Source organism: Vibrio sp. bablab_jr001 (genome assembly GCF_016464285.1).
GTDB classification, from domain to species: domain Bacteria; phylum Pseudomonadota; class Gammaproteobacteria; order Enterobacterales; family Vibrionaceae; genus Vibrio; species Vibrio fluvialis.
Genome location: NZ_JACDWZ010000066.1, coordinates 1 through 24,854, shown reverse-complemented (window position 1 = coordinate 24,854; position 24,854 = coordinate 1). Strand labels below are relative to the sequence as shown.

The 24,854-nt window shown below is 49.4% G+C and carries 22 protein-coding genes; 17 read left to right on the top strand and 5 right to left on the bottom strand.

Annotated features, from left to right (window positions below):
• Nucleotides 1–39 precede the first annotated feature (39 nt).
• Together JIG40_RS10485 and JIG40_RS10480 are read right to left on the bottom strand one after the other, a co-directional pair.
• Nucleotides 40–249: a DUF3283 family protein gene (locus JIG40_RS10485; RefSeq protein WP_024373911.1), complete on the bottom strand. Its 210-nt coding sequence runs from the start codon at nucleotides 247–249 to the stop codon at nucleotides 40–42.
• Between the two features lie 161 nt (nucleotides 250–410).
• Nucleotides 411–608, bottom strand: coding sequence for a hypothetical protein (locus JIG40_RS10480; protein ID WP_024373910.1), 198 nt, complete (start codon nucleotides 606–608; stop codon nucleotides 411–413).
• A gap of 357 nt (nucleotides 609–965) precedes the next feature.
• On the opposite strand from JIG40_RS10480, the gene JIG40_RS10475 reads away from it, so the two are divergent.
• Nucleotides 966–1,430: a hypothetical protein gene (locus JIG40_RS10475; protein WP_158152408.1), complete on the top strand. Its 465-nt coding sequence runs from the start codon at nucleotides 966–968 to the stop codon at nucleotides 1,428–1,430.
• Nucleotides 1,431–1,678: 248 nt separating this feature from the next.
• On the opposite strand, the gene JIG40_RS10470 is transcribed toward JIG40_RS10475, so the two are convergent.
• Nucleotides 1,679–3,655, bottom strand: coding sequence for a replication initiator protein RctB domain-containing protein (locus JIG40_RS10470; protein ID WP_044366237.1), 1,977 nt, complete (start codon nucleotides 3,653–3,655; stop codon nucleotides 1,679–1,681).
• 1,272 nt (nucleotides 3,656–4,927) lie between these two features.
• Here JIG40_RS10470 and JIG40_RS10465 point away from each other — a divergent pair.
• On the top strand, nucleotides 4,928–6,145 hold the full coding sequence (locus JIG40_RS10465; RefSeq protein ID WP_024375606.1) for an AAA family ATPase: 1,218 nt from the start codon (nucleotides 4,928–4,930) through the stop codon (nucleotides 6,143–6,145).
• A gap of 7 nt (nucleotides 6,146–6,152) precedes the next feature.
• Nucleotides 6,153–7,124, top strand: coding sequence for a ParB/RepB/Spo0J family partition protein (locus JIG40_RS10460; protein WP_100268870.1), 972 nt, complete (start codon nucleotides 6,153–6,155; stop codon nucleotides 7,122–7,124).
• Nucleotides 7,125–7,166: 42 nt separating this feature from the next.
• Here the strand turns inward: JIG40_RS10460 and JIG40_RS10455 are convergent, their stop codons facing one another.
• A complete protein-coding gene (locus tag JIG40_RS10455) occupies nucleotides 7,167–8,201 on the bottom strand; it encodes a spermidine/putrescine ABC transporter substrate-binding protein (protein WP_024373437.1) in 1,035 nt (344 codons plus the stop codon).
• A 221-nt stretch (nucleotides 8,202–8,422) separates the two neighbouring features.
• On the opposite strand from JIG40_RS10455, the gene JIG40_RS10450 reads away from it, so the two are divergent.
• The 14 genes from JIG40_RS10450 to JIG40_RS10385 all read left to right on the top strand — a co-directional run bounded on the left by JIG40_RS10450 (nucleotide 8,423) and on the right by JIG40_RS10385 (nucleotide 24,613).
• A complete protein-coding gene (locus JIG40_RS10450; protein ID WP_199465320.1) occupies nucleotides 8,423–10,459 on the top strand; it encodes a GNAT family N-acetyltransferase in 2,037 nt (678 codons plus the stop codon).
• 286 nt (nucleotides 10,460–10,745) lie between these two features.
• Nucleotides 10,746–11,030, top strand: a complete 285-nt coding sequence (locus JIG40_RS10445) for an STAS domain-containing protein (RefSeq protein ID WP_143683093.1) — start codon at nucleotides 10,746–10,748, stop codon at nucleotides 11,028–11,030.
• On the top strand, nucleotides 11,030–11,389 hold the full coding sequence (locus JIG40_RS10440) for a response regulator (RefSeq protein ID WP_024375238.1): 360 nt from the start codon (nucleotides 11,030–11,032) through the stop codon (nucleotides 11,387–11,389). The genes JIG40_RS10445 and JIG40_RS10440 overlap by 1 nt, the downstream gene beginning before the upstream one ends.
• 57 nt (nucleotides 11,390–11,446) lie before the next feature.
• Nucleotides 11,447–13,579, top strand: coding sequence for a chemotaxis protein CheA (locus tag JIG40_RS10435; protein WP_199465319.1), 2,133 nt, complete (start codon nucleotides 11,447–11,449; stop codon nucleotides 13,577–13,579).
• A gap of 19 nt (nucleotides 13,580–13,598) precedes the next feature.
• Nucleotides 13,599–14,129, top strand: coding sequence for a chemotaxis protein CheW (locus JIG40_RS10430; protein WP_024375236.1), 531 nt, complete (start codon nucleotides 13,599–13,601; stop codon nucleotides 14,127–14,129).
• On the top strand, nucleotides 14,129–14,593 hold the full coding sequence (locus JIG40_RS10425; protein WP_024375235.1) for a chemotaxis protein CheW: 465 nt from the start codon (nucleotides 14,129–14,131) through the stop codon (nucleotides 14,591–14,593). Before JIG40_RS10430 ends, JIG40_RS10425 begins: the two co-directional genes overlap by 1 nt.
• A gap of 10 nt (nucleotides 14,594–14,603) precedes the next feature.
• Nucleotides 14,604–17,021 (top strand): aerotaxis transducer Aer2, encoded by a 2,418-nt coding sequence (gene aer2, locus JIG40_RS10420; RefSeq protein ID WP_158125977.1) that lies wholly within the window; start codon nucleotides 14,604–14,606, stop codon nucleotides 17,019–17,021.
• Nucleotides 17,022–17,036: 15 nt separating this feature from the next.
• Nucleotides 17,037–17,867: a protein-glutamate O-methyltransferase CheR gene (locus JIG40_RS10415; RefSeq protein ID WP_047461862.1), complete on the top strand. Its 831-nt coding sequence runs from the start codon at nucleotides 17,037–17,039 to the stop codon at nucleotides 17,865–17,867.
• Between the two features lie 39 nt (nucleotides 17,868–17,906).
• On the top strand, nucleotides 17,907–18,521 hold the full coding sequence (locus tag JIG40_RS10410) for a chemotaxis protein CheD (RefSeq protein ID WP_230857715.1): 615 nt from the start codon (nucleotides 17,907–17,909) through the stop codon (nucleotides 18,519–18,521).
• Nucleotides 18,518–19,570 (top strand): chemotaxis response regulator protein-glutamate methylesterase, encoded by a 1,053-nt coding sequence (locus tag JIG40_RS10405; protein ID WP_044364141.1) that lies wholly within the window; start codon nucleotides 18,518–18,520, stop codon nucleotides 19,568–19,570. Before JIG40_RS10410 ends, JIG40_RS10405 begins: the two co-directional genes overlap by 4 nt.
• A 21-nt stretch (nucleotides 19,571–19,591) precedes the next feature.
• A complete protein-coding gene (locus JIG40_RS10400; protein WP_047461854.1) occupies nucleotides 19,592–20,767 on the top strand; it encodes a methyl-accepting chemotaxis protein in 1,176 nt (391 codons plus the stop codon).
• 10 nt (nucleotides 20,768–20,777) lie between these two features.
• On the top strand, nucleotides 20,778–21,077 hold the full coding sequence (locus JIG40_RS10395) for an STAS domain-containing protein (RefSeq protein WP_024375229.1): 300 nt from the start codon (nucleotides 20,778–20,780) through the stop codon (nucleotides 21,075–21,077).
• A gap of 25 nt (nucleotides 21,078–21,102) precedes the next feature.
• A complete protein-coding gene (locus tag JIG40_RS10390) occupies nucleotides 21,103–22,791 on the top strand; it encodes a fused response regulator/phosphatase (RefSeq protein ID WP_199465323.1) in 1,689 nt (562 codons plus the stop codon).
• A 148-nt stretch (nucleotides 22,792–22,939) separates the two neighbouring features.
• Nucleotides 22,940–24,613 (top strand): FapA family protein, encoded by a 1,674-nt coding sequence (locus JIG40_RS10385; protein ID WP_158143538.1) that lies wholly within the window; start codon nucleotides 22,940–22,942, stop codon nucleotides 24,611–24,613.
• Between the two features lie 42 nt (nucleotides 24,614–24,655).
• On the opposite strand, the gene JIG40_RS10380 is transcribed toward JIG40_RS10385, so the two are convergent.
• Nucleotides 24,656–24,854 (bottom strand): hypothetical protein (locus JIG40_RS10380; protein WP_199465301.1); only part of this gene is annotated, 199 nt, incomplete at its 5' end.

Genomic DNA, 24,854 nt, shown 5'->3' with positions numbered 1-24,854 from the left:
TTTTAGCAGATAGCCTTCGCTTCTGCTGAGAGCCAAGCGTTATGCCACGCCCATCACTCGTTTGTACTTGTCTACCGACTGTTGAAACCACTCTTTTTCTTGTGCAGAAACAAGCTTGGCTAGCTGCTTAGTGATCTCTTCCGATCCACTTTTTGCCTGCTTCATCTTCCAAACTAAAAAAGAAGCCTGTTTGTCGAGTTCTATTTTGTTTTTCTCTGCAGCATCCAGCAATGCGAGGTTGAAAGACATTAGTAAGCCCACAGTCGATAAAAACGTGGGGCGAAATATAGCATAGGAATAGGAAAAATTAAGAGTCAAAATGTCGGTTTAATCAGCATTCATCAATAAAAGCGTTAAAAACATAAAGGGTGGCTTTCGCCACCCTTCTCAATTCGCCTAATAGGCACTTCTCAGTGAAGCAGACCTAATTCCTTTGCTTCCTCAATGGTCAACCCGCTTTCTCGGATCTCTCGCAGTGTTTCAATGCGACGACGAGCTTCCGCAGATTTTAGATTTTTCATTGGGCGTGGTGTTTCAACTTCTTCCGTGAAGTCCCAACTGCTTGCGATATTAGTCATTTCATCATGGTCAATTGAATTAATGGACATTGTAACCTCCGAACAAACCATGCCAGGGACATGTAATCTGTAGCAAAGCGCCAAAACCTTGTTAAGCAGATTTGAGCCAGAATGTGATTTCGACGATAGTTCAGAAATCTAATCAATAAATAGCTCAATTATCTTTTGCTCTACCTACAGTGTAGAAGTACATTTAAAAAATTCTCGCAAAAAAATTAAGCCGATCAATCTCTCAATTCCTGTCGCGCTATCCCTTGTGTCATCAGGCTTCAATGGCTATTTATCGCACAGCTGCTCTGCAGGTTTGAATCGCTCATCTTTTTCGATTCTTGCTCATTGCCAACCTCTTAACCACACTGTTAAAAAGTGGCAGCAGGACAACGTTAAATGGGTGCACAAGAGTGGATTGACGCGATCCGAACCATCCAGCGAATTCGGAACAATGATCAAGGTGATGCCTTAATCTCGTTACTGCTGGCAACACCAGACGAAGTATTCACCGACAGCAGCTTTCACGATCAACCTTTGGCGCTGACTTGCTTCCTTGACGCAGGTATTCGTCTCTACCAGCAAGCCCTTCCTGATTCCGCAGAACAGGCCTTTGCCTGGATTAGCTTCGTGCAAGCCAAGTTGCAGCTTTGCGTCTGTACGCCCAATACTTCCAGGCAGGTTCGCGATTGGTGTCTGATACGGCTCACCCGCCTCACGGTGTTGTTGCTCGAACTCTGTCAGAATCAGCCTGAAACGGGCTGGCATCAACGATCGCGAGAGTTGATCGAAGCACACGTGAGACTGATGCAGCAGTTTGAATGGAAGCATGATCAAGAGCATATCTCACCGAACTGGTGGTGAACCGAAAGCATGATCAAGGGATAATGAAAAGAATTGATCGTAAGAATCTGAATTTCAGGCGAAAAAAAAAGCGAGCTCTCAGGAAGAACTCGCAAACTAATTCAGAATGAATGTAACAATATGAGCCAATCTATTAATTCATCAGATAGGACAAAAGGTTGTCTATTCGGGTTTAACTTTACGCAAGGCCCGCCCATTCATTGTCAGATGTATGTCAACGTTGTGTTCTAAAAGTGTTGTTTAGCGGCTCAAATACCAATCGCCACTTCATCCAGCGCCCGGAATACCGATTCATCCAGATGCCCTTCGTGCACTTGTTTACACACTTTACGGCGTACTGCCAAGCCGGAAATCAGGCGCTCGATGGAGAGATGCTTGCTCTCATTTTGCGAATTATACAGCTCAATCATCTTGCTGAGCGTCTCGTACGGAATCACATCTTCATCGACTCGCAGCCAATCAAGCTTGTCAATGAGCTCTACGCACTCTTCACGGATTGAGGAAGGGGCATGCCCGGTCATCGCCGCCAAAGCCGTTATACCGCGTTCTAGAGCTTCTGGTGAGGTGTATTTAGATAGAGTGATGGTAATCTCGTCTGCATTGATCTCAACCAGGTGTTTACGCAGCTTCACGCGACGGCCCAATTTTCCGCGCGGTGACGGTGATTTGCGCTGAATCGGCTCAAATTCACCATCGATGATTTCTGATAGCTCTTCCAGCTTCTGCTTGGACACCATCTCGTTACGCAGCGGGTTTGGCAACGTCGGCGCCATATTGCGTTTGCCTGCATTGGTGGTTTTCGCACGTGAATAGCGCAGCACCTCTTCCACATCGCACTTAATATCAACCTGATAGTCGGTCAGCTTGCCTTTGTCGATCATGGTGGTGATCGTCAGGTGATAGCCCCACAGGTTTACGACAAACAGATCGTCATTGCCTTTGCCATCAGACAAGCGGCGCAGTTCTCGAATCAGATCCATGGAGAATCGGCGCCATTCTATGTTGCGAGCCAGTTTCTGATTCAGCTCACTAAGCAGCATCACATCCGTGTGGCGGCGTGACATGCGGCTTCGGAAATAAGAATACAACTGGAACACCAACGTATGCTGCTTCAGAATTTCTGGCGGGAAAAGGAAGAAGTAATCACGCGTCATCAGCTCTTCAAAGAACGAAGGCTCCCAGACCAGAATATACAGGTTTGGTTTGATCTTGATCTCGCCATCACTGCCTTCTGTTGGTGCCTCTTCTGATGCCGTGATCGTGCGTGCCAGAAAACGGAAACGATCACTCTTGAACCCTTCCGGCATGTTTTCACTCAGCCAACGCCCGGTGAGTTCATGTAACTGGAAGTCGGTAAATTCAATACGATCAATACTGTCTCGAATCGAGTCACGAGCCGGCCCGCTGTCCTTTTTTCCGCGCAGCGACAAGATGTCCGTGATATAGAGCGGTGTCTTGTTGGGTACGTGGCTGGCGTTGAGTTGGTAATCTTCCTGATGATGATCATGGTACTGCACCGTAAGCGTAAACAGTGCAAACAAGGTCATCAGATCATCGACTGTCATGATGTTTTTCGATGATCGTGTCTCGATCACTGCTCGAGTGCCCGAAATCGATACCATGGATTTCTGATAGCTTTTACGAGTGCGAGGCGGCGCTAGCGCCTGATCAATAATTCCGGCCCAGTTGGTTGGTGAAACCACAAATTGATCGGCTTCATCCTTCATGGCTGGTGGTGTATTCAACCCATGTTCTGTCAACAAACGTTGATTTACCTGAGTTTGCGCTAATGCTTTAGAACGCTTGCGTTTTTCGCTTTGCTTGACTGATTCCGTCACCAAGCTGGTGGATCCTAGCACGGAGATCAATTGGTTCGGGTTCACGAAGCGGTGCAACATGGTTTTGCCCGCTAAGCCTTCCTCAAAGCGTACTGGGATTTGTTTAAACAGCCCGATCGATACAGCGGCTCTCAACCGTTGCTGGATAGCAGCACGTGTCAACTGGCCATCAGTTGCATCAATCAATTCTGTGGTTGATACCAGGCCATCCTTGCTACGAAAGCCACGCAGAGAAATTAAGTTTAGAAGTTCTACAATACTCTTCGTGACACCTTTAAAATGCTGATATTGTTCTATCCAATCTACTGCAGTTTCAGAAACTTCAAAGAGGTGTCCATCTTTGTGGCTTCTGGGTGCCTTAATCAGCAATTTCTCTTCTGACGTCATTATTAGATCCGTATCACACTGGCCGTAATATCGCTATAGTTCCAAGAGAATAAAGAAAAAGAGATCATAAATAAAGAAAAAATTGTTGGTTTTAAATAACTGATCTTTTTGATTATTATGATTAAGAGTGATTAATATGATCATATGATCTGAGGCTAAATGGCTCTGTAATGCACTGTTTTTAAATGACTTTTTAAAATACCCTTCGAAAGCATGATCATAGTATCCCTGAAACGATGATCATTAACTCATTGAAAGCATGATCAAAAATATTCCGAACCATGATCATGTGATCCTCGAATCTATGATCAACAGCGTTCTTAAACGATGATCAAGGTGCACTCACAACTTATCCACAATCCCTTGAATCATCTGCACGCCTTCTTGTCCTCTTTTTGTTTTGTGCCTTCTATTGCTGTGGTTAACGATTTGGAAGCATGATCAAGCAATATAGAAAATAGACCTGTTTTGGCTACTATTTGGACGTTCTCTTAATTGAATGACACGTTTTACACCGATTGCGGTATCAACGGGTTTTGCCACGTGCTGGCGAAAGCATGATCATGGTAATCGCTGCCAATCGCGCGTCAATTCAATTGCAGCGTAATGAATGGCGATTGAGGGTGCAATCAGCCACAACCCCTACTCTGATTGACATTGTCCGTAAATCGTCGTTGATTTTACATGCTTCCGGTGCAGTGGATCTCTTGATCATTGATCCGATCTAAGATCATTTTCACTCTGGCATTTAAAGCAATGTTAGCGAGTATGAAATTACCTTGATCATGTTTCCTTATTCGCGATTTCTCAGCGGAAGCATGATCATCATTGCTTCCTTGATCATGCTTTCGTAAATCTGGCCCCCAGCGGTGGTACAGTGCATTTTCAGTAAAATGTTATTCAATGGTGAAAATGTTGATGAAATGCAGTGAGTGTTGCGAAATCGAGATTGAAATGACAGAGGCCGTAATTTATCGCATGGAATTAATCGTTCCGGAATGACATTCTGTCATTGCGTATCGTGTTTTAAAGAAATCAGGTTTACATTGTAAATAAGTGACGTTGTGACATTTTAAATCTGATAAAGAACGAACATCTTTTTGTTGCCCTTTTATCGAATGTTTTTTCAGCTCTTGTTCATGATTCAATGAATTTCATGTTAAAAATCTATTTAATGTGATTTTAATCTAAAAGTGATTGTTCACCTTTTTATTGTATATGGTTAATATTGCTGTACAATTTGCTGATTGGCACTAATTACGGAATTTGGCTATGAAAAGAGAACAAACCATAGATAATCTCTATACGCTCGCAGAACTGACCCAACAGGTGCAAGCTGACCGTATTGAGATTGTATTGGAAGAGCGTCGCGATGAGCATTTCCCGCCGATGTCGAAAGCCCTGATGGAAACCCGTTCCGGGCTGACACGTCGTAAACTTGATGAAGCCATCGCCAAGATGGAAGAAGCGGGACATCAGTTTACTAAAAACAACGCGAACCATTACTCCATTTCTCTGGCGGAAGCGCACATGCTAATGGATGCGGCGGGCGTGCCAAAATTCCATCAGCGCAAAAAGAACACCGAGAACAAGCCTTGGATTATCAATGTGCAAAACCAGAAGGGTGGCACCGGTAAATCGATGACGGCCGTGCATTTGGCGGCTTGCTTGGCGCTGAATCTCGACAAGCGTTACCGCATCTGTCTGATTGACTTGGACCCACAAGGTTCACTGCGTTTGTTCTTAAACCCACAAATTAGCCTTGCCGAACACAGCAACATTTATTCCGCAGTCGATATCATGCTGGACAACGTGCCGGAAGATGTTGAAGTGGATAAGGCGTTTTTGGAAAAGAACGTGATGCTGCCAACTCAGTATCCGAATCTGAAAACCATTTCCGCATTCCCAGAAGATGCGATGTTTAACGCAGAAGCGTGGCAATATCTCTCTCAGAACCAGTCACTGGATATCGTGCGACTGCTGAAAGAGAAGCTGATTGACAAAATCGCCGACGAATTTGATGTGATTATGATCGATACCGGTCCCCACGTTGACCCGCTGGTGTGGAACGCGATGTATGCGTCAAACGCTCTGCTAATCCCATGTGCGGCGAAACGTCTGGACTGGGCTTCAACTGTGAACTTCTTCCAACACCTGCCAACGGTGTACGAGATGTTCCCGGAAGACTGGAAAGGGCTGGAATTTGTCCGTCTGATGCCAACCATGTTTGAAGACGACAACAAGAAGCAGGTATCGGTACTGACCGAAATGAACTATTTGCTGGGTGACCAGGTGATGATGGCGACCATTCCTCGTAGCCGGGCGTTTGAGACTTGTGCGGATACTTACAGCACCGTGTTTGACTTAACCACCAGCGATTTTGAAGGGGGTAAGAAAACACTGGCGACCGCGCAGGATGCGGTGCAAAAGAGCGCGCTAGAACTTGAACGCGTACTTCATTCACACTGGAACTCACTTAATCAGGGGTAAGTAACACATGGCAATTAAAACGTCTGATCTGAACGCAAAACTTTTTGGCAAAGCGGATAAGCGTCGTGCATCGACCCCTCAAGAAGCGCACGCGGCTGCTAAAGCTCAGGCTCAAGTGATTGAGCTGTCTGTCGCTGGTGAAGAACTGGTGACGTTTGAACTGGTGCGTATTCCGGCTTCGGAAGTGGCCACCCGTACCACCGTTTTTGCGGAAAACGCTCGTGAGCAAGCATTCCTGAATGAACACGCGCTGTCGGATGTGTTGAGCACACTGCGCGAACGTGGTCAGCAGTACCCAGCCGTTGGCCGTAAAACGGCGGATGGCAAAATCGAAGTACTCGACGGTAGCCGTCGCCGCAAGTCGTGTATTCTGGCCAATCAAGAGTTTCTGGTTTACGTAGCAGAAAACATCAATGGAGAACACGCGAAGTTCCTGTCGGATGTCGCTAATGCGCACAAACCTTTGTCTCTGTATGAGAAAGGGCGTGAAATGCAGGCCAAACTTGACAGCGGGGAAGCGGAAGACCAAAAAGCACTGGCGAAGATGTTCCAGTGCAGCGAAGCGCTCGTCAGTGGCGCTTTGAAAGCCGCCGCTTTGCCGCTTGAGCTACTGCAAGCTTACCCAAACGTGGTGGAATTGGGCCGTCCAACGATCGTTAAACTGCACAAGCAGTTCAACGATTTGAGTGCGGAGCAGCAATCTGAACTGCTGAATAAGTGTCATCAGGCTGAAGGTCTGGTGTGGCAGCGCTGCCAATCACAGGGCGTGGCTCGTATCACCAAAGAAGTGACCGAAACCATTGAACAGTGGATTGCAGAACTGGTACCGCCAAAGCGCGCTGTGAACAACAAAGTTGACTTGGTGAAAGGGCGCGTCAGTTATTCCCGTAAAGGTTCGAATCTGGCGCTGAATCTGAAGAAAGTCGATGATGCATTGATGAAAGAGATTCTCGCCTTCGTCGAACAAAAATTGAGTTAAACAAAAGCCCGCCGAAGCGGGCTTTTTTATTGCTTATCGTAATTATTGGTTTCTCAGGCGTTGCCAGTATTTTTCATAAATAGCGAGCGCTTCTGGGCCCACATCATTGATGAATTCACCTTTCGCCATATCTTCGTCCGATGGGAAGATAGTCGCGTTGTTACGCAGCGCTTCAGGCAGCAGCGCACGACCGCCCTTGGTTGCCGAAGCATAACCCAGGCTGTTAACGATTTCGGCCTGGTTTTCTGGCTGGTACATGAAGTTAATGAACTTGTGCGCCAGCGCTTTATGTTCACTGCCTGAAGGAATGGTGAAGTTGTCCATCCACAAAACGGCACCTTCTTCCGGCATCACGAATTTCAGCTCAGGCATCTCTTGTTGGCCTTGATACGCGTTGCCATTCCACTGCATACCCAACGCCGCTTCTCCGGATACGTACGGAACATGCGGTGCATCTGAGTTGTACAGCAGGACATTGTCTTTCAGAGCTGACAGAGATTGGTATGCTTTTTCAATCTCTTTTTCGTTCTTGGTGTTGATGCTGTAACCGTTCAGTATCAGCGCCATACCGAATACGTCACGAATATCGTCAATCAGCATGACTTGCTGAGCGTATTTAGGATCCCACAAATCTTTCCAGTGTGTGATGCCTTCAGGAATCATTGATGCGTTGTAGCTCAGACCTGTTACACCCCAAATGTAAGGCAAGGAGTATTTGTTCTGAGGATCGTGAGCCTGGCCGAGTAGGGAAGGCATTGCATCTTTCATGTTCGGGATTTGTGTGTGGTCCAGTTCTGCCAACAGACCTTCACGGCCCATTTTCTCAATAAAGTAAGCAGATGCGAACACCACGTCATAACCAGTACCTTTAAGAAGTTTGAGTTTGGTGTACATTGACTCGTTATTCTCAAAGGTTGAATAGTTAATGGTTACGCCTTCTTGTTCTTCAAACTTTTTCAGAGAAGCTTCTGGCAGATAACCACCCCAAGCGTAAACATTCAGTGTTTGCGTCTCTGCGCTCACCTGAGAAGAGGCGACTGCAGCAGCAAGTACCAATCCTTTGATGAAATTTTTCATTGCATTTTGATTCCTTAAGGCCAGCACCATGCTGGATTTCGATTGCATAATTAGTGAAATTAAGTTCTCAATAAAGCAAATATAATTTGTCGTTATGGAAAAAGTTTTTAGCCTTCAATTGCCTGATTTGGTGCAACTGGACGCAGCCCAATAACGACGGAATGTGGCGCGGATGCATGCCTGTGCTACCATGGTGCAACTGCAACAAATCACGGTTTTTTATGGCAAATTCAACTCCAAACTTTTTGCAATTCTTTGAACAGCTTCAGCAATTGGCGGCGAAGCAACGTTGTCGTTTTGGCATCCGTCTGCAAGGTGGAGCGGTTTGGCAACAAGCATTGGTGCAGCAAGTTTTGAATCAACAAAATGCGCATGCGACAGTCTTTCAGTTGGGGGGGGATCCAAACTCGGGGGTAACGCATGTTGCCGCGAAGAAAGGCCATTTGTTATTGGGACGCGAATGCCAGCTGCTGATCTGTGATGTCAGTGATGAGTTTGATGCCAACAGCTTCAGTGCTGCACTGGGGACATTGGTTGGCGGAGGTATGCTGCTGGTGACCGGTGCGGATGCGTGCAATGGGAATCCCGCGCAGAAATGGCTTATGGCGGCATTATCTGAATTGCTCGTAGTAACACCTGCCTCGGTACCGATTATCCCCGTCGTTGAATTGCCGTTAAAGGTGGATGCATTTGCCCAGCAAACTGCCGCCGTGGCGCAAATCGTGCGTGTTATTGAAGGACATCGTAAACGTCCGTTAGTACTGACTGCTGACCGGGGGAGGGGGAAAAGCAGTGCTTTGGGCATTGCCGCTGCGCAGTTGATGCAGTCGCGCTCACTCAATATTGTTCTTACGGCGCCGACTCTGAGCGCCGTCGCGCCGGTATTTCACCATGCTTTCCGTCTTCTTCCGCAGGCACAGACAAATAAAGGTGAGCTTTGCTTTGGCGAGTCACGGCTACGTTTTATGGCGCCGGATGACATCATTGCCAATCTGCCTGAGTGTGATCTGTTGCTGGTCGATGAAGCGGCCGCATTGCCATTGCCATTTCTGATGGCATTTGTCTCTCATTACCACCGCGCCGTTTTCTCTACCACCATTCATGGTTACGAAGGGTGTGGGCGCGGATTTACGCTCAAGTTTCAACAGTGGCTGCAGCAAGAGCGCCCGCAAACACGCGCACTTCATCTTGACCAACCAATACGCTGGAACCTTGGCGATCCACTGGAAGCATGGCATCGGCGCGCGTTTTTACTCGATTATGAATTTGAATTTTTGCCCGATGCTCTCGACATCGCGGCGTTGAACTACCAGTCGATTTCCAAGCAACAACTATTGGCCGATCGCGAGTTGCTGGAGTCAATTTTTTCGTTGTTGGTGAACGCCCATTACCAAACGTCGCCGAATGATTTATTTCACCTACTTGGCGATGACGCGATGAGTGTCTTTATCGCCAAAGCGAATAAGCAAGTGGTAGGATGTATTCTTGCGGTGCGCGAAGGTGGACTGGACACTGAACTGGTAAAACAGATTCAACTAGGTCAACGCCGTCCGAAAGGGCACTTGGCGCCAGTAACTCTCGCGAATCAAATTGGGTTCAGCGAAGCCGCGTCGCAAACTTGTTTGCGCGTGATGCGTATTGCGGTTCATCCTCAGGTGCAAGATTCAGGTATTGGCTCGCAGTTACTATCGCAATTTTTTACTACCCATCATGCCGATTATTTTGCAACGAGTTTTGGCGCAACGGATGAACTGGTTCATTTCTGGCAACGTAATCAATTTCAAGCGATGAAAATGGGGTCGCAGCGTGATCAAGCAAGCGGATGTTATTCTCTGTTGATGGTTAAGAGTGCCAACGCACCATGGACGGCAGAAGCGTCCTCTCAGTTCGAAACTCACTTTCTCTATGAACTGAAAGATACGCTGCGTACGTTACCTCCCGCATTGGTGCGACGTTTGATGTCTACGTCCTCTGAAGCGAAAGCGGGCGAAATTCCGATTGGGTTGTTGGAACAATACTCATATGGTGGAGCCAACTTTGAAAGTGTGGGCGCCTGGATAGAACAACTTTTGCTGGGTTTAACTCAAGAACAATGGCAACAAGTGCCAGACTTATTGATTGCAAAAGTATTACAGCAGAGAACATGGCAAGAATGTGCCAAAGCGTTCGGCTTAGCCGGACGCAAACAAGTGGAGCAGGAAATCAGAACATCTCTCGCTAAGTTACTGACAAATTTACACTGTAAAACGCCGGAGTGAGATCGGTTTGATATAGGTTGATTTACACTGTAAATGCTTCACTGAAATTCCGAATGACAAAAAAGTCCTACTTGAACATGAACCTAAGTAGGACTTTTTCTTTTCTACAACTCTTCGACATTTCCCTTCTTATTGAATGACTTAAGAATTTGTCTAATACAAAAGTCGCATTCACTGAACAAATGAATCTGTATTATGCAATTTGCTAATTAACTATTCCTTCCTACACTGACATGAGGAAAAAACAAACCTAATTTCAATCCGACAATGACAAGGAAATCTGCTTATGTTCGCCTTAAATGAGAGCCTGGACATCAGCAATGTGGTTGATTGCAAACTCCAATATCTGGAATGGCTGCAAAAAGACAGCAAGATTGTCGTTGATGCGGCTCGTGTCTCGCGAGTCGATGCCGCTGGTATCCAGCTGCTGGTGTCACTTTTTGAATCTGCTCGCTTGGCGGAAAAAGACATTCGTTTAGAAAACATATCTGAAGTGTTGCAGGAAGGCATCGAGGTGCTGGGCCTGAAGCACAGGTTTATGGAATCTCAGGATGTAACAAGGAAGACGTGATGACAAAAATTCTCGCAGTAGATGACTCCATTTCTATTCGTCAGATGGTCAGCCACACCTTAATGGATGCTGGTTATGAGGTGGAAACCGCAAATGATGGTCGTGAAGCGCTGACCAAAGCGCAGAGCACGAAATTTGATGTGGTGATTTCCGACGTCAACATGCCCAACATGGGCGGCTTCGAACTGGTGAAAGCCATTCGTGGTAATCCTCAATACAAATTCATTCCGATTTTAATGCTGACCACAGAAACCAGCATGGAGAAAAAACAAGAAGGTAAGTTAGCGGGGGCGACTGGCTGGCTGGTGAAACCTTTTAACCCAGATACGTTACTAAAAACTCTAAAACGCGTGCTGTAATTTTACTTCGACTTTGAAGCGTTGAAATATCGATAACGTCAATTGGCAGGACTGAATATGGCTTTAGACATGGAACAGCTGCGCAAGATGTTTTACGAAGAATGTCGTGAAAATCTTGAAGTGCTGGAAAATGTGTTGCTCCATCTTGACCCTCAGGATGGAGACCACGAAACCATTAACACCATTTTTCGCGCCGCTCACTCCATTAAAGGTGGCGCTGCTACCTTCAATTTGCTCGATATCAGCGAGTTTACTCACTCCGTTGAAGCCTATCTCGATAAAGTTCGTAATCACGAAGCAGCATTGTCGGCCACCAGCGTGGATGTTCTGCTCAAAAGTTGCGACGTTATTGGCGATATGCTGGCAGGCCATGAAACGGGTTCGGATGTCGATCTTGACCTGAAAGCTTCGGTAAGTCATCAGCTTGCGCAGCTATTGTCCTCATCGCCGCTGGGGAGTTCTTCTTCAACCCAGAGCACGGATCTCGCAGCCGCCAAAACGTCAGATACGCAAACCGGCCGTTGGCGCATTGCCTTTGTTCCGCATCGTGAGCTGTTTTTCAGTGGCAATGATCCATTGCGGATTCTGCGTGAACTGTATGAACTCGACTCAGAATGTAACATTCAGGCGGATAGTCAGGCCTTGCCTGAGCTTCTCGAAATGGAAGCGGAACTCTGCTACTTGTCCTGGCATGCTGACGTCAGTGGCGAAGTGGATGAAGCGGCGATTCGTGAAATTTTCGAATGGGTGGAAGACGAATGTGAGTTAACCATCGAACGCGCTGCTGCATCCAGTGCAGAAACAAGTGCCCCTTCCAATGTTGTTGCCGAACCTGTTGCGGTGCAAGAGCCAATCAGCATGCAGGACGCTACGCCAGTTGAAGACGTTTCGCCGCCGTTGGTAATAAAACCTGCACTGAGCGACAGCAAAGAATCGGAACTGAAAGAGAAAGCACCAGCCAAAGCAGCGAAAGCGGAATCGAGCGTCACCTCCATTCGGGTGGATATCGATAAAGTCGATAGCCTGATTAATCTGGTCGGTGAGCTGGTGATCACTCAATCGATGCTGACTGAAATCGGTAATGATTTCTCGATGGATAAGCTGGAGAAGCTACAAGCGGGGCTCGCGCAACTGCTGCAAAACAGCAAAGATTTACAAGAGAATGTGCTCAATATTCGCATGTTACCGATGAGTTTTGCCTTTAGCCGCTTTCCGCGTCTGGTTCGTGACCTGTGCGGTCGACTGGAGAAGAAAGTCGACCTGCAGATTCAGGGCGAAAATACCGAACTGGATAAAACCGTGCTGGAACGCATTGTCGATCCGCTGGTGCATCTGGTGCGGAATGGTATCGACCATGGTATTGAACGTCCGCAGCAACGGCTTGATGCGGGTAAGCCGGAAATGGGGCTGATCGAACTGAATGCCTATCATCAAGGCGGCTCCATTATCATCGAAGTGAAAGACGATGGGGCCGGCATTGATTGCGACCGCGTGTGGCGCAAAGCGGTGGAGAAAGGTGTGCTGCCTGCCGACTCGCGTCGTGACGAGATTTCAGACAAACAGGTGCTTAATCTTATTTTCGCTCCTGGCTTTTCGACCGCCGATCAGGTGTCGGACATTTCCGGTCGTGGCGTCGGCATGGATGTGGTGAAACGCAATATCGAAGAGCTGGGCGGCCATATCGAAGTGGAATCTCACCTCGGGCAAGGCAGCCATTTCACCATCAGCTTGCCGCTGACACTGGCCATTCTCGACGGCCAGTTGGTTAAGGTTGGCAGCGAAGTCTACATCATTCCGCTGCTGACGATCATCGAATCGATACAAATCAATCCATCCTGCGTCAAACTCGCCTCCGGTGGCGTTGAACTCTATCGCCTGCGTGACGAAAACATTCCGATTCTACGCCTTCAGGATGAGTTGGAAATGGGTGACAGCGGCGCGCTGGGGCGACGGTTACTCTGCTTCGTTGAAGCCGCAGGGAATCGGGTCGGTTTGTTGGTGGATGAACTGCTCGACCAACAACAGGTTGTGATTAAGAGTCTGGAGTCCAACTACGCCAAAGTCGCGGGTATTTCTGGTGCGACCATTTTGGGCGATGGCTCCGTGTCGCTGATTCTGGATATTCAGGGACTCATCACCAGTTACTTAAAACGCCGAAGTTTCGGTGGTCAGAAAGGCTTGGCGGCCTAGTAGTTAAGGAGAGCGACGAATGGATATCGAACACGCACATCCGCTTCAACATGAATCCATGGTGCACGCAGCACTGATGGCCAGTCACGACGATGCGTCACGTGGCGCAGATTTTCTCAGTTTCCGTCTGGCGAACGAGCTGTACGGCGTGGCCATTCGCGATGTCGAAGAGATCCGCGTTTGGGAACATCCGACGCCGATTCCTCGCTCTCCCCATTTTGTCAAAGGTGTGATTAACCTGCGCGGCATGATTGTACCGATCATGGATTTACGTCTTCGGTTTGGCATCGGTTCGAATGACTATCTGCCCACGACTGTTGTGTTGGTGTTGCGTAGTGAAGTGGGTGACCAGTCAAGGCTGATGGGGTTGGTTGTCGATGCGGTCAGCGATGTGATTGGGCAGGGCGATAACGATTTGTACCCGGCGATCGGCGAGACATCGGTGGCGCCTTATCTGCAAGGGTTACTCAATGTGGGTGAAGAAGTGATGTCACTGCTGGATACCGATACGCTGCTGGATATGGCGCGCATTTTGGGTGAGGAGGCGTGATGGCGACTCAGGAGTTTCTCAGCTTTGTGCTGGATGAGGATGAATACGGCGTCCCAATTCTGGATGTGCGCGAAGTGCGTGGCTGGAACGAAGTCCGCGCGGTGCCTAACTCGCCTGACTACATGGTTGGCGTGCTTGATATTCGTGGAGAATACGTACCGATTGTGGATCTGCGGATGCGCTTTCATCTGCCTGCCGCGCAAATCACGGCCACGACCGTGGTGGTGGTACTCAACGACAGTGATAAACACCCGCTAGGGCTCATCGTGGATGGCGTTGCGGAAGTGTATGAACTCAATCCTGAACAGATAAAACCGGCGCCGCATTTGTCCAGTGTCGCCAAGCAAAAGTTTATTAAAGGCATTGCCGCGGTGAAAAGCGGTCATTTGATTTTGATTGATATTGAGTCGCTGTTTGACGTGACAGAACTCAATCACCACACCATTGAAGAAGCAATCATGTGAGGGAACACTCATGGCATTTTGGAATCGTAAACCCCAACAACAACAGCGCTATGTCGCACCGGCTACGGATTCTTTGCTGGACGAACGGGAAGATGAAGCAGAACAGGGGCTTTCCAATCAGCAGCTTCTTTCTGCGCTGAACGCCGCTCAGACCGCTTTGATGATGATCGACCGGGATTTCAAGATCACTTATCTCAACAAGCAATCGATGAATCTGCTTAAACATCATGAAGCACTGTTTAAGTCTGTGTGGCCCAATTTTCGCGCTGAAGAGCAGTTCCTCATGGGCTACAGCATCGACAATTTTCATGCTCATCCTGCACATCAACGGCAGATGCTGTCGACTCCCGCTAATCTTCCTTACGTAACGACGATTGATATCAAAGGGGTCAAAATCGAACTCAATGTCGGTGCCATCATTGATGGCAACGGCGTGTACATTGGCAACACGCTGGAGTGGAAAGATGTGACCGCGGCGCGCCAGCAGGAACATGAAGTGGCTCGCCTGCGAGCGGCGATTGACCAAGCGCAGACTGCGATGGTGATGATCGACCGTGATTTCAACATTACCTACATCAACAAAGAAACACTGACGCTGTTTGGTAAGCATGAAGCGACGCTGCGCACAGTGTGGTCGGGTTTTACCGCTTCATCCGATTGGCTGATGGGACGCTGCATTGATGAATTTCACCGTAATCCGGCGCATCAGCGCAAGCTGCTCAGCGATCCGAACAACCTGCCTTATAGCACCGACATCACCATTGGTCCGCTGAAAATCGAGCTCAATGTAGCGGCGATTTTCGATCTGGATGGCAAGTACATTGGCAACACGCTGGAGTGGCGTGACGTGACGGAAGAGCGGGCCAAAGAGACCGAAATCGGCCGTCTGGCGTCCGCGGTGGAAGGCATGACCACCAACCTGATGATGGCTGATCAGGAAGGCATCATCCAATACCTCAACCCGTCCCTTTCCGCCCTGTTACGTAGCCGGGAAAGTGAATTGGCTCAGGCTTTTCCGGGTTTTGAAGTCAGCAAACTGGTCGGGCGCAGCATCGACACGTTCCATAAAAATCCGTCCCATCAACGCAGCATCATCAGCAACCCGGATCGCCTGCCGTTCAGTTCCAACATCAAAGTGGGGTCGCTGGAATTCAACCTTACCTGCATCGCGATGCGTGATGCGAAAGGCAACTACATTGGTCCGGCATTACAGTGGGTCGATATCACAGAGCAGCGCGATGGTCAGCGTCAGGTCGAAAGCCTGATTCAGAAAGCGATTGATGGTCAACTGCATGAACGGATTGATACATCGGTTTACAGCGGCTTTATGCGCGAGCTGGGCGATGGCATCAATAACCTGCTGGATACGTTGGTTGAACCGCTTGGCCAATGTATTGATGTGATGAGTCAGGTGGCAGAGGGGAATCTCAACAACCAAATGCCGCATGAACATCAGGGTGAATTTGGGCGTCTGGCCGAAGCGGTCAATACCTCCATTACTAACCTGCGCAACATGGTCGACAAGATCACCAAGTCGTCGGCGCGCGTTGCGACCGCGTCGACGGAAATTGCCGAAGGCAATAACGATCTCAGTCAGCGCGTGGAAGCACAGGCTTCTAATCTGGAACAGACTGCGGCCAGCATGGAGCAGATGACCGCGACGGTACGTCAGAATGCCGATAATGCGAAAGATGCCAACGGCGTGTCTGCCGATGCGGCGAAGAAAGCGACGCGCGGTGGCGAAGTGGTCGGCCAAGCGATTAACGCCATGGGCGAGATCAACACCGCAAGTAAGAAAATTGCGGACATCATCGGCGTCATTGATGAGATTGCCTTCCAAACCAACCTTCTGGCGCTCAACGCGGCCGTAGAAGCAGCCCGAGCAGGCGAGCAAGGCCGAGGTTTTGCGGTGGTGGCGGGTGAAGTTCGCAACCTCGCCCAGCGCAGTGCGGCGGCGGCCAAAGAGATCAAAGGTCTTATCAAAGACAGCGTCGAGAAAGTGGATGAGGGTTCCCGTCTGGTGAATGAGTCCGGATCGACCCTCAACGAGATAGTGGAAGCCGTCAGCAAAGTGTCGCACCTGATTGGTCAGATAGCATCGTCCAGTATCGAGCAGTCGACAGGGATTGATGAGATCAACCGCGCGGTGACTGCAATGGATGAAATGACGCAGCAAAACGCCTCGCTGGTTGAAGAGATCTCGGCGGCCAGTCAGTCGCTGAAAGATGAAGGTAAAGAGCTGCTCAATCTGATGAACTACTTTACCACCGACAGCAACATCACCACTTTTGAAACGCGAAAGTCTGCGCCGCCTGCGGTACCTATGCAGTCGAAGCGTAGCAATGTCAGTGACTTGCGCTCTTCGGGAAAAGTCGCAAATGCCAGACTCGATGTGAAAGACGATGGTGATGAGTGGGAAGAGTTTTAGTAAAGGACTCCAACAATGTTGGCTTTGAATGAACAAGAATTTGAACTGACGGACAAAGACTTCAAGTTCATCCAGTGGTTTATGCACAAACGGGTGGGCATCTATCTGTCCGACCGAAAGCGGACCATGGTGTATGGGCGCATCAGTCGTCAGATGCGCCGCCGTGGTCTGACGCGTTTTGCGGAATATCGGACGTTAATTGAAAAAGATGAACAGGAGTGCATCCATTTCATCAATACGTTAACCACCAATAAAACCCAGTTTTTTCGCGAATACCACCACTTTGAGTTTCTTGAAAAAGTGGTGGTTGAAGGGTGGCGTAGCCTTAACAACCACAACATCAACATCTGGTCAGCAGGCTGCTCTACCGGCGAAGAACCATACAGTGTCGCAGCGTCACTGCTGATGTCCGGCACGTTTGACTTCGCTGAATCTGTCAATATCTGGGCAACTGACTTAGATACACAAGTGCTGGATCACGCGCAACGCGGCGTCTATTCGCAGGAAGCGCTGGCCAGCATTCCTAAGCCGTATCTCAAACCGTGTTTCCTGCGTGGTAAAGGGGAGCAGAGTGGCAAGATCAAAGTGGCGAACCGTTTGCAGCAATTTGTCCATTTTCAACAGCTGAATCTGATGGATCACTGGTCGCTGCCGAACGAGTTGGATCTGATCTTGTGCCGTAACGTGATGATCTATTTTGATAAGCCGACCCAAGAACTGCTGATCACCCGTTTTCATGATCGCTTAAAACCCGGTGGCGTCTTGTTTCTCGGCCATTCGGAAAGCGTCGGCCGTTGCAGTCCGCTGTTTCACCACTTAGGTCAGACGATCTACGTCAAAATGTAGGGCGGAAGAATGGATAACCCGACATCGACAACGATAAAAATGGACAACATCAATCATGATCGTTTTCCAAATCTCAAGCCCAACATGCCTTGGGTGAAAGTATTGCCGGGTGGCGTGTATGTGACCAACCAGGCCGAGATCATCTGCACCGGGCTGGGTTCCTGTGTGGCAGCATGCATGTGGGATGAAAAAGCGCAGGTCGGCGGGATGAATCATTTTCTTCTGCCGTTTGATACCTCTGCGCAGCTGCATCACTGGAAACCGCAGGAGCTGCTTTCCACCGCTTCGCGTTATGGCTGCTATGCGATGGAGCTGTTGATTAACCAGCTGATTATCCAGGGCGCTGACAGGCGCCGTTTAAAAGTGAAGCTGTTTGGCGGTGCGCAACTGATGGGGTTTCAGTCGCTGATTGGCATCAAAAACGTCGAGTTTGTGATGGCGTATGTGCAACGCGAACAATTAAAAGTCGAAGCGCAGGATTTGGGTGGTACTGAGCCGCGACGGGTTTTGTTTGACCCACGAAGCGGCCGGGTATGGATCAAGCGCATTCCATGTGCGGAAGTGTCCAATATTCGCCGTCATGAAGAACGCTATTTTGTTCAACTGGACAAAGAGACGCACACCCAAACGGGTGCGGTGGAGTTGTTTGAATGAGTAAAAAGATCAGAGTGTTGGTCGTGGATGATTCTCCGGTTTTTCGGGCGCTGCTGACTCAGTTAATCGAATCGGATCCTGATCTGGAAGTGGTCGCAAGTGCCGAAGATCCCTATCAGGCACGCGAGTTGATCAAACGTTACAACCCGGATGTACTGACACTCGACATTGAAATGCCGAGAATGAACGGCGTACAGTTTCTCAAAAATCTCATGCGCCTTCGGCCAATGCCGGTAGTGATGATATCCACGCTGGCGCAACACGGCGCTGAGCCTACATTAACAGCGCTTGAACTGGGAGCGGTGGACTATTTTCCCAAGCCGTCGGTGGAAAACACCGCCGATATGGTCAACTACAAAGCGTTGGTCAACGAGAAAATCAAAATGGCGGCCGGTGCCAATGTGGCGTCGGTGACGAAAGCCGTGGTGTCTGCGCCCGTGTTACGGACATCAGATGAAACACGAATTCAGTTGCTGGCGATTGGCGCGTCGACAGGCGGTACGGAAGCGGTCAAGAGTGTGTTATCGGCGCTGCCCGCTACGTTGCCACCGATTGTTATCACGCAGCACATCAGTGCGATGTTTACACCGTCCTTTGCCAAACGGCTGGATGAACACAGTGCAATCAGCGTTCACGAAGTGGTGAGTAGCCATACGCCGCTGAAAGCAGGGCATGCTTACCTAGCGCCGGGCGATCGCCACATGGTGGTGATCAAACGTGGTGCGCAGTTGTATGCGGATCTGGATGATCGCGCTGCGGTGAATCGTCACAAACCATCAGTGGACGTGATGTTTGATTCGGTGGCAGAAGTGGTCGGCGATCGGGCAGTTGGCATCATTCTGACCGGAATGGGGCAGGATGGTGCGCGTGGCATGTTGAAAATGCGTCAGCAAGGCGCCCCGACTGTCGCTCAGGATGAAAAGAGCAGCGTCGTCTGGGGAATGCCGCGAGTCGCGGTTGAACTTGGCGGCGCGCAGGATGTGCGTTCATTGAACGCGGTGCCGCAATGGATTTGCGAACAAGTCGAGCTACACAAAATTCAGCGTTGAGTTTCTCACCAAGGAGTCGGTATGGAAAACAGAAAAACCATGAATAAGAAAGGGCTGATTCTACTCGTGCAGCTGGTGTTACTGGGCGCACTGCTGACTCAGGTTCACTCGGCGTGGCTGGTGATAGGAATGATTGCAGCCGCCGCTCTGCCGTGGCTGATGTTGTCTGCAAAACAACCGGAGTCAGGTAACGTCTCTGCGCCTCAGAAAAACGTCGCGAAGAAGGCGGTGGTTCCTGCTGCGGACAACGCCCAAACCGAACAGTTGGAATCGGTGATCACCCTTAATCTCAATCGCATTCGCGACCCGTTACAAAAACAGCATCGCATCATTGATGAGTCGGTCGAGACTCTTAACGAGAGCTTTTTTGGTCTGCAAACTGTCAGTGAGCAGCAGTCGGCCATTTCCAGCACTTTAGTGAACAATCTTCTCGCTAACCAGAACAGCGAATACAGCCTGACGACGGTGCTGCCGCGTACCGAAGCCATCATCAACGAATACGTATCAACGTTGCTGAATGTGTCGGAGAAAAGTACCTCAGCGGTGACCAGTATTCGCGATATGTCGAATAAGCTCGATGTGGTGTTTAAGCTGCTCGATCAGGTGCGAGGCTTATCCGAACAGACAAATCTGTTGGCACTCAATGCCGCGATAGAAGCGGCGCGGGCAGGAGAAGCCGGGCGCGGGTTTGCCGTGGTTGCTCAGGAAGTGCGAAACCTCTCCGTCAAAGCGTCAGAGCTGAATAGCCAGATTGAAAAAGAGATCCAGATTGCGCAGCAAACGGTGAAAGAGGCCAACAAAACCGTGGGCGAGATGGCGTCGATAGACATGTCTCATGTGGAAGCCTCCAAACACAAAGTTGACGACATGCTGCATGGCGTGCAACAGGTCAATACCGAAATTGAACGTGAAGTGCAGAAGATTCAGGAGCTCGGTAAAGCCTTGGTCAAGCACGTAAGTGACGGAGTGCGTTCGCTGCAGTTTGCCGATATCGTGATTCAGCAGGGCGACTATGCGCAAGATTCGCTGAACTACCTGGAAGAGGCGGTCGGTTTGTTGGGCGTGCTGCGCCGCAACACTCAGGAACTCAACGAGGTGACCGAGCAAATTCAGCACCTGCAAGAACGTTCGTCTAAACGCAGTGCTCCTGCAGCGAACCAAAGTTGTATGGATGAAGGCGAAGTAGAACTTTTCTAAGGAGCAGAGCATGGGAATTGAAACCAGCATCGATACGGACAACAAACATGTGACTATTTCGGTGGAAGGCACCTTCTGTTTTAACCTGGTGCAAGATTTTCGCAGCAGTTACGCCAAACGCTACGATCACCGTTTCACGGTCGATTTGCGTAAAGTGGATTACATCGACAGCGCCGCGCTGGGTATGTTGCTGAACATGAAAAACTATCTTGAGCAACCGGACGGCATGATACGTATCGTAAACACGCTGCCGCAGGTGCGAAAAGTGTTGTTGATTTCCCGCTTCGACAAGAAGTTCACCATTGAATAAGCGATGAGGCATTACCATGCGTGTGATGGTTGTGGATGATCATGCCACCAACCGAGAACTGTGCCGCTTTATGCTGGCGCATGTGGCTGACCAGATCGATGTGTTCGCTAATGGTCAGGGTGTGGTGGAAGCAATGCAGCAGATGGACACCTTGCCGGATCTGATCTTGCTCGATGTCATGATGCCGATTAAAGACGGCTTTACCACGGCGCAGGACATTCGTCGTGCGTTCCCGGAAAACTACATTCCGATAATCTTTCTGACCGTACTTGATGATCACGATTCGTTTGAGCGTTGTCTGACGTATGGCGATGACTTCATCCTTAAACCCGTCGAACGCAATGTGTTGATTGCCAAAGTTCAGGCTCATTACCGCACCGTGAAGATGCACAAAGAGGTCACCGAGCAGCGCGATCAGTTGCAACATTTTCGTGAACAGGTGCAGTACGATTACGCGATTTCGGAATCGATCTTCTCTAACCTGATGGAAGAGATGAGCGCGCAGGTTGAACACCTGTTTGGCATTGAATACATCTCAACGCCGTCGACCATCTTTAACGGCGATTTGATTGTGGCAGCTAGCCGCCCTTATGGCGGAGCTTACGTGATGATTGCGGATGCGACAGGCAGCGGCTTACCCGCTGCGATTTCGACTATTCCGGCAACGAGAACTTTCTTCTCCACCGCGGCACGAGGATTATCGCTGGGAGAAATGGTGACCGAGCTCAACCGCTCACTGGAAAGCTTTTTGCCGACCGGTATGATGCTGGCGGCCAGCGTGTTTGAAGTGCGCGCCAACGGCTTTGAAGTCTCCTGGTGGGGCGGAGGTTTACCGGACGGCTATATTCTCGATGACGCAGGTAGAGTGGTGAAACGTCTGGTCTCGACACACATGCCACTTGGCGTGTTGAAATCCAACGAGTTCGAAAGCGATTTGCAACATTTCAAACTGGAACCCGGCCAGCGTATCGTCGGTTATACCGATGGCATCACTGAAGCAGAAAACGCGCTGGGGGAACGGTTCGGAGAAGAGCGGTTGGAAGCGCTGCTGATGCGTGTGCCGCAAGGCGAACTTATCCCGACGTTGTATGAAGAGGTCAAACTGTTTGCCAAAGCAGGTTCGCGGGATGATCTCTCCATTCTCACCATGGCTTTTCCGATTACCAACAGCAGTCAGGTTCAGCTCGCGCAGCCTCTGCTTCTGAGCAATGTTCCGGTGAAAAGCGAAATCAGTTTTCCGTCGGCGGTGCTGAAAGAGGTGGTGGTGATGAACGAGATTCGTAACTTCCTCAAAGGCATGGTACTTGGTGGAGCGCATTTGGATCTGCTCTGCTCGATATTGTCTGAGCTGTTTTCCAATGCGATCGAACATGGTTTGCTGGAACTGAAATCGGACATGAAAGAGGATCCGGACGGCTTTTTCCACTATTACCAGATGCGCGAAGAGAAGTTGAAATTACTTGCCGAGTATCACTGGATTCGTCTGAACGTCGATTATCAGCTGGCCAAAGGTCGTATTGAGATGACGTTGGAACACAGCGGTAAAGGCTTTGAGTGTCAGCAAAGTAGCCAGACCGATTCGAATGTGACTTATGGGCGAGGAATACTGCTGGCGTCGGAGTTGTGTGAATCTCTGCATTACTCCAACAACGGAAAATGTGTGCATGCGGTGTATGTATTCAATGAGTCGCACACCTTTCCTGTCATCGGTTAAGTATTTACACTGTAAACCTCGTCAACAGCGAGAGACTTTGGTTCCAGAAGTGATGTAAGCCTTAATTTGAACATCGAATTATTTCGACTCAGTATCATTTTTTATACACTGTGCTGTAAACGACAGGAATGCCGTAAGGTTGTGCAGTATGTGGAAGGATTTCATTACTCTCTCTGAGAACAAAAAAAGCGTTGTCGCTCAATTGCCTGCGGGTAAGGAGATCGACAAAACGTTCTCGGCAGCAGGATTAGCAGAAGCGTTAGCGGAAATTGGTGCGCGAAAATATCGGGTGCTGGATGATTCGGTGACCCGGTTTATTAATTGCGCCAGAGAGCTGAAGGGAGAGGCTTACGAAGGGATTGTGGTTGCTGAAATGCGCAATGCCGTGGTTGAAGTGGTGCTCAGTGAACAGGATATGCTGGCCAGCATGGTGGTGACGGGCGCATACGGCGGCCGCGGACTACATGGCAGCGAACTGGTGCATGCTCTGGCTCAGTCACACGTCATTAAAGGCATCAACAAGCTGGCGCTGAAAAAAGTGTTATTAATGAGCAACACACTCAAGCCGGGCGAAATCTTCACTCAACCTGTGGCGCAAGGCAAAGAAGCCGTGCAGGGGCAGGATGCTCAGTTTATTCCGCTGGTGGATGATGTGACTAAGCGCGTACTGGCGCCCAAAGAACGCAAAAGCAATGAAAAAATTGATATGCGTAACCTCGGTGAAACCATTACGGTCGGTGAAAACGAGGCCGTGATGCGCCGTAAGCCGGCAACCAAAGGCGAACCCGGTTTCACTGTTCAAGGCAAGATTATTCCACCCAAACCGGGCAACGATTCCGCGCTGGTCGCGGGAAAAGGCACCATCATCTCGCCTGACGATCCCAACCTTCTGTTAGCCAGCCAATCCGGCATGCCGATCATCAAAGGCAAGACCATCGATGTTGATAACGCGCTGTGTCTTAACAACGTCAGCGTCGCGACCGGGCACGTGAAATTCAAAGGTTGTGTGGTGATCGCTGGCGATGTTGAACCAGGCATGATCGTGCGCGCGACGGGGTCGGTGACCATCGGCGGTTTCGTTGAATCGGCAGATGTGCAGGCTCAGGGCGATATTGAAGTCGGTAAAGGCATCATCGGCCACACGGTAACGGATGGTGAAGATAAGAGCTGCGTGGTCAAATCAGGCGGCAGTATCAAAGCCAACTATGCGCAATATTCTGCGCTACAAGCTTCGGAAAACATTCAATTAGCCGTCCACAGTATGAGTAATGATGTGCGTTGTGGCGCAGATCTGATTGTGCTTGATGGCTCCGAAAAGCAAGGAACGCTCAGTGGCGGTAGCGCCAAAGTGGGTGGGAAAATTGTCTGTTTCAATCTTGGGGTTGAGGGCGATACCGCAACCAATATCGAGGCGTTCGCCCGTTTTGGTTGGTACAAAGAGCGTATCGCAAAACACAAAGAGCAATACAAGCTCACTCAAGAAGAGACGATGGATGTGATTCGCCGTGAGCTGGAGTTTAAAAAGCGGCCGAAAGCGCAGCGCACCGAGGAAGAAGAACACACCATTGACGAGCAGAAAGCGCAAACTTCAGACCGAATGGAAAAGGTCAAAATGGCGCTGGAAATGCTTAATGAAGAATTTGAGCAGATGCTGCAAACCAACACGGTGGAAGCCAAAGGAAAAGTGTTTACTCACGTGACGATTCAGTATGGTGACGAGCGGGTAACCACCAAACGTGTCCACGGACCTTCAGTGTTTACCTTTAACCAGTACGAAATTCAGATGTCGTCGAAACTCGACGAAGAAGACATCGGTATCTGATTCAGACGTAAAAAAGGGAGCTTCGGCTCCCTTTTTTGTGGCTTACTGCACCACTCTCACTTTGCCGTGGCGCAGGTCATTGAGCACCATCTCTTTCGGGCCGTCGGCGATGATGCAGCCCTTCTCCATCACAATCACCCGGTCGACCACATCCAGCATGGTGGTTTTGTGGGTGATGAGCACCAGTGTCTCACTCGGGGTGAGCTGACTGAGCTGATGTTTGATTTGCAGCTCAGAGCGG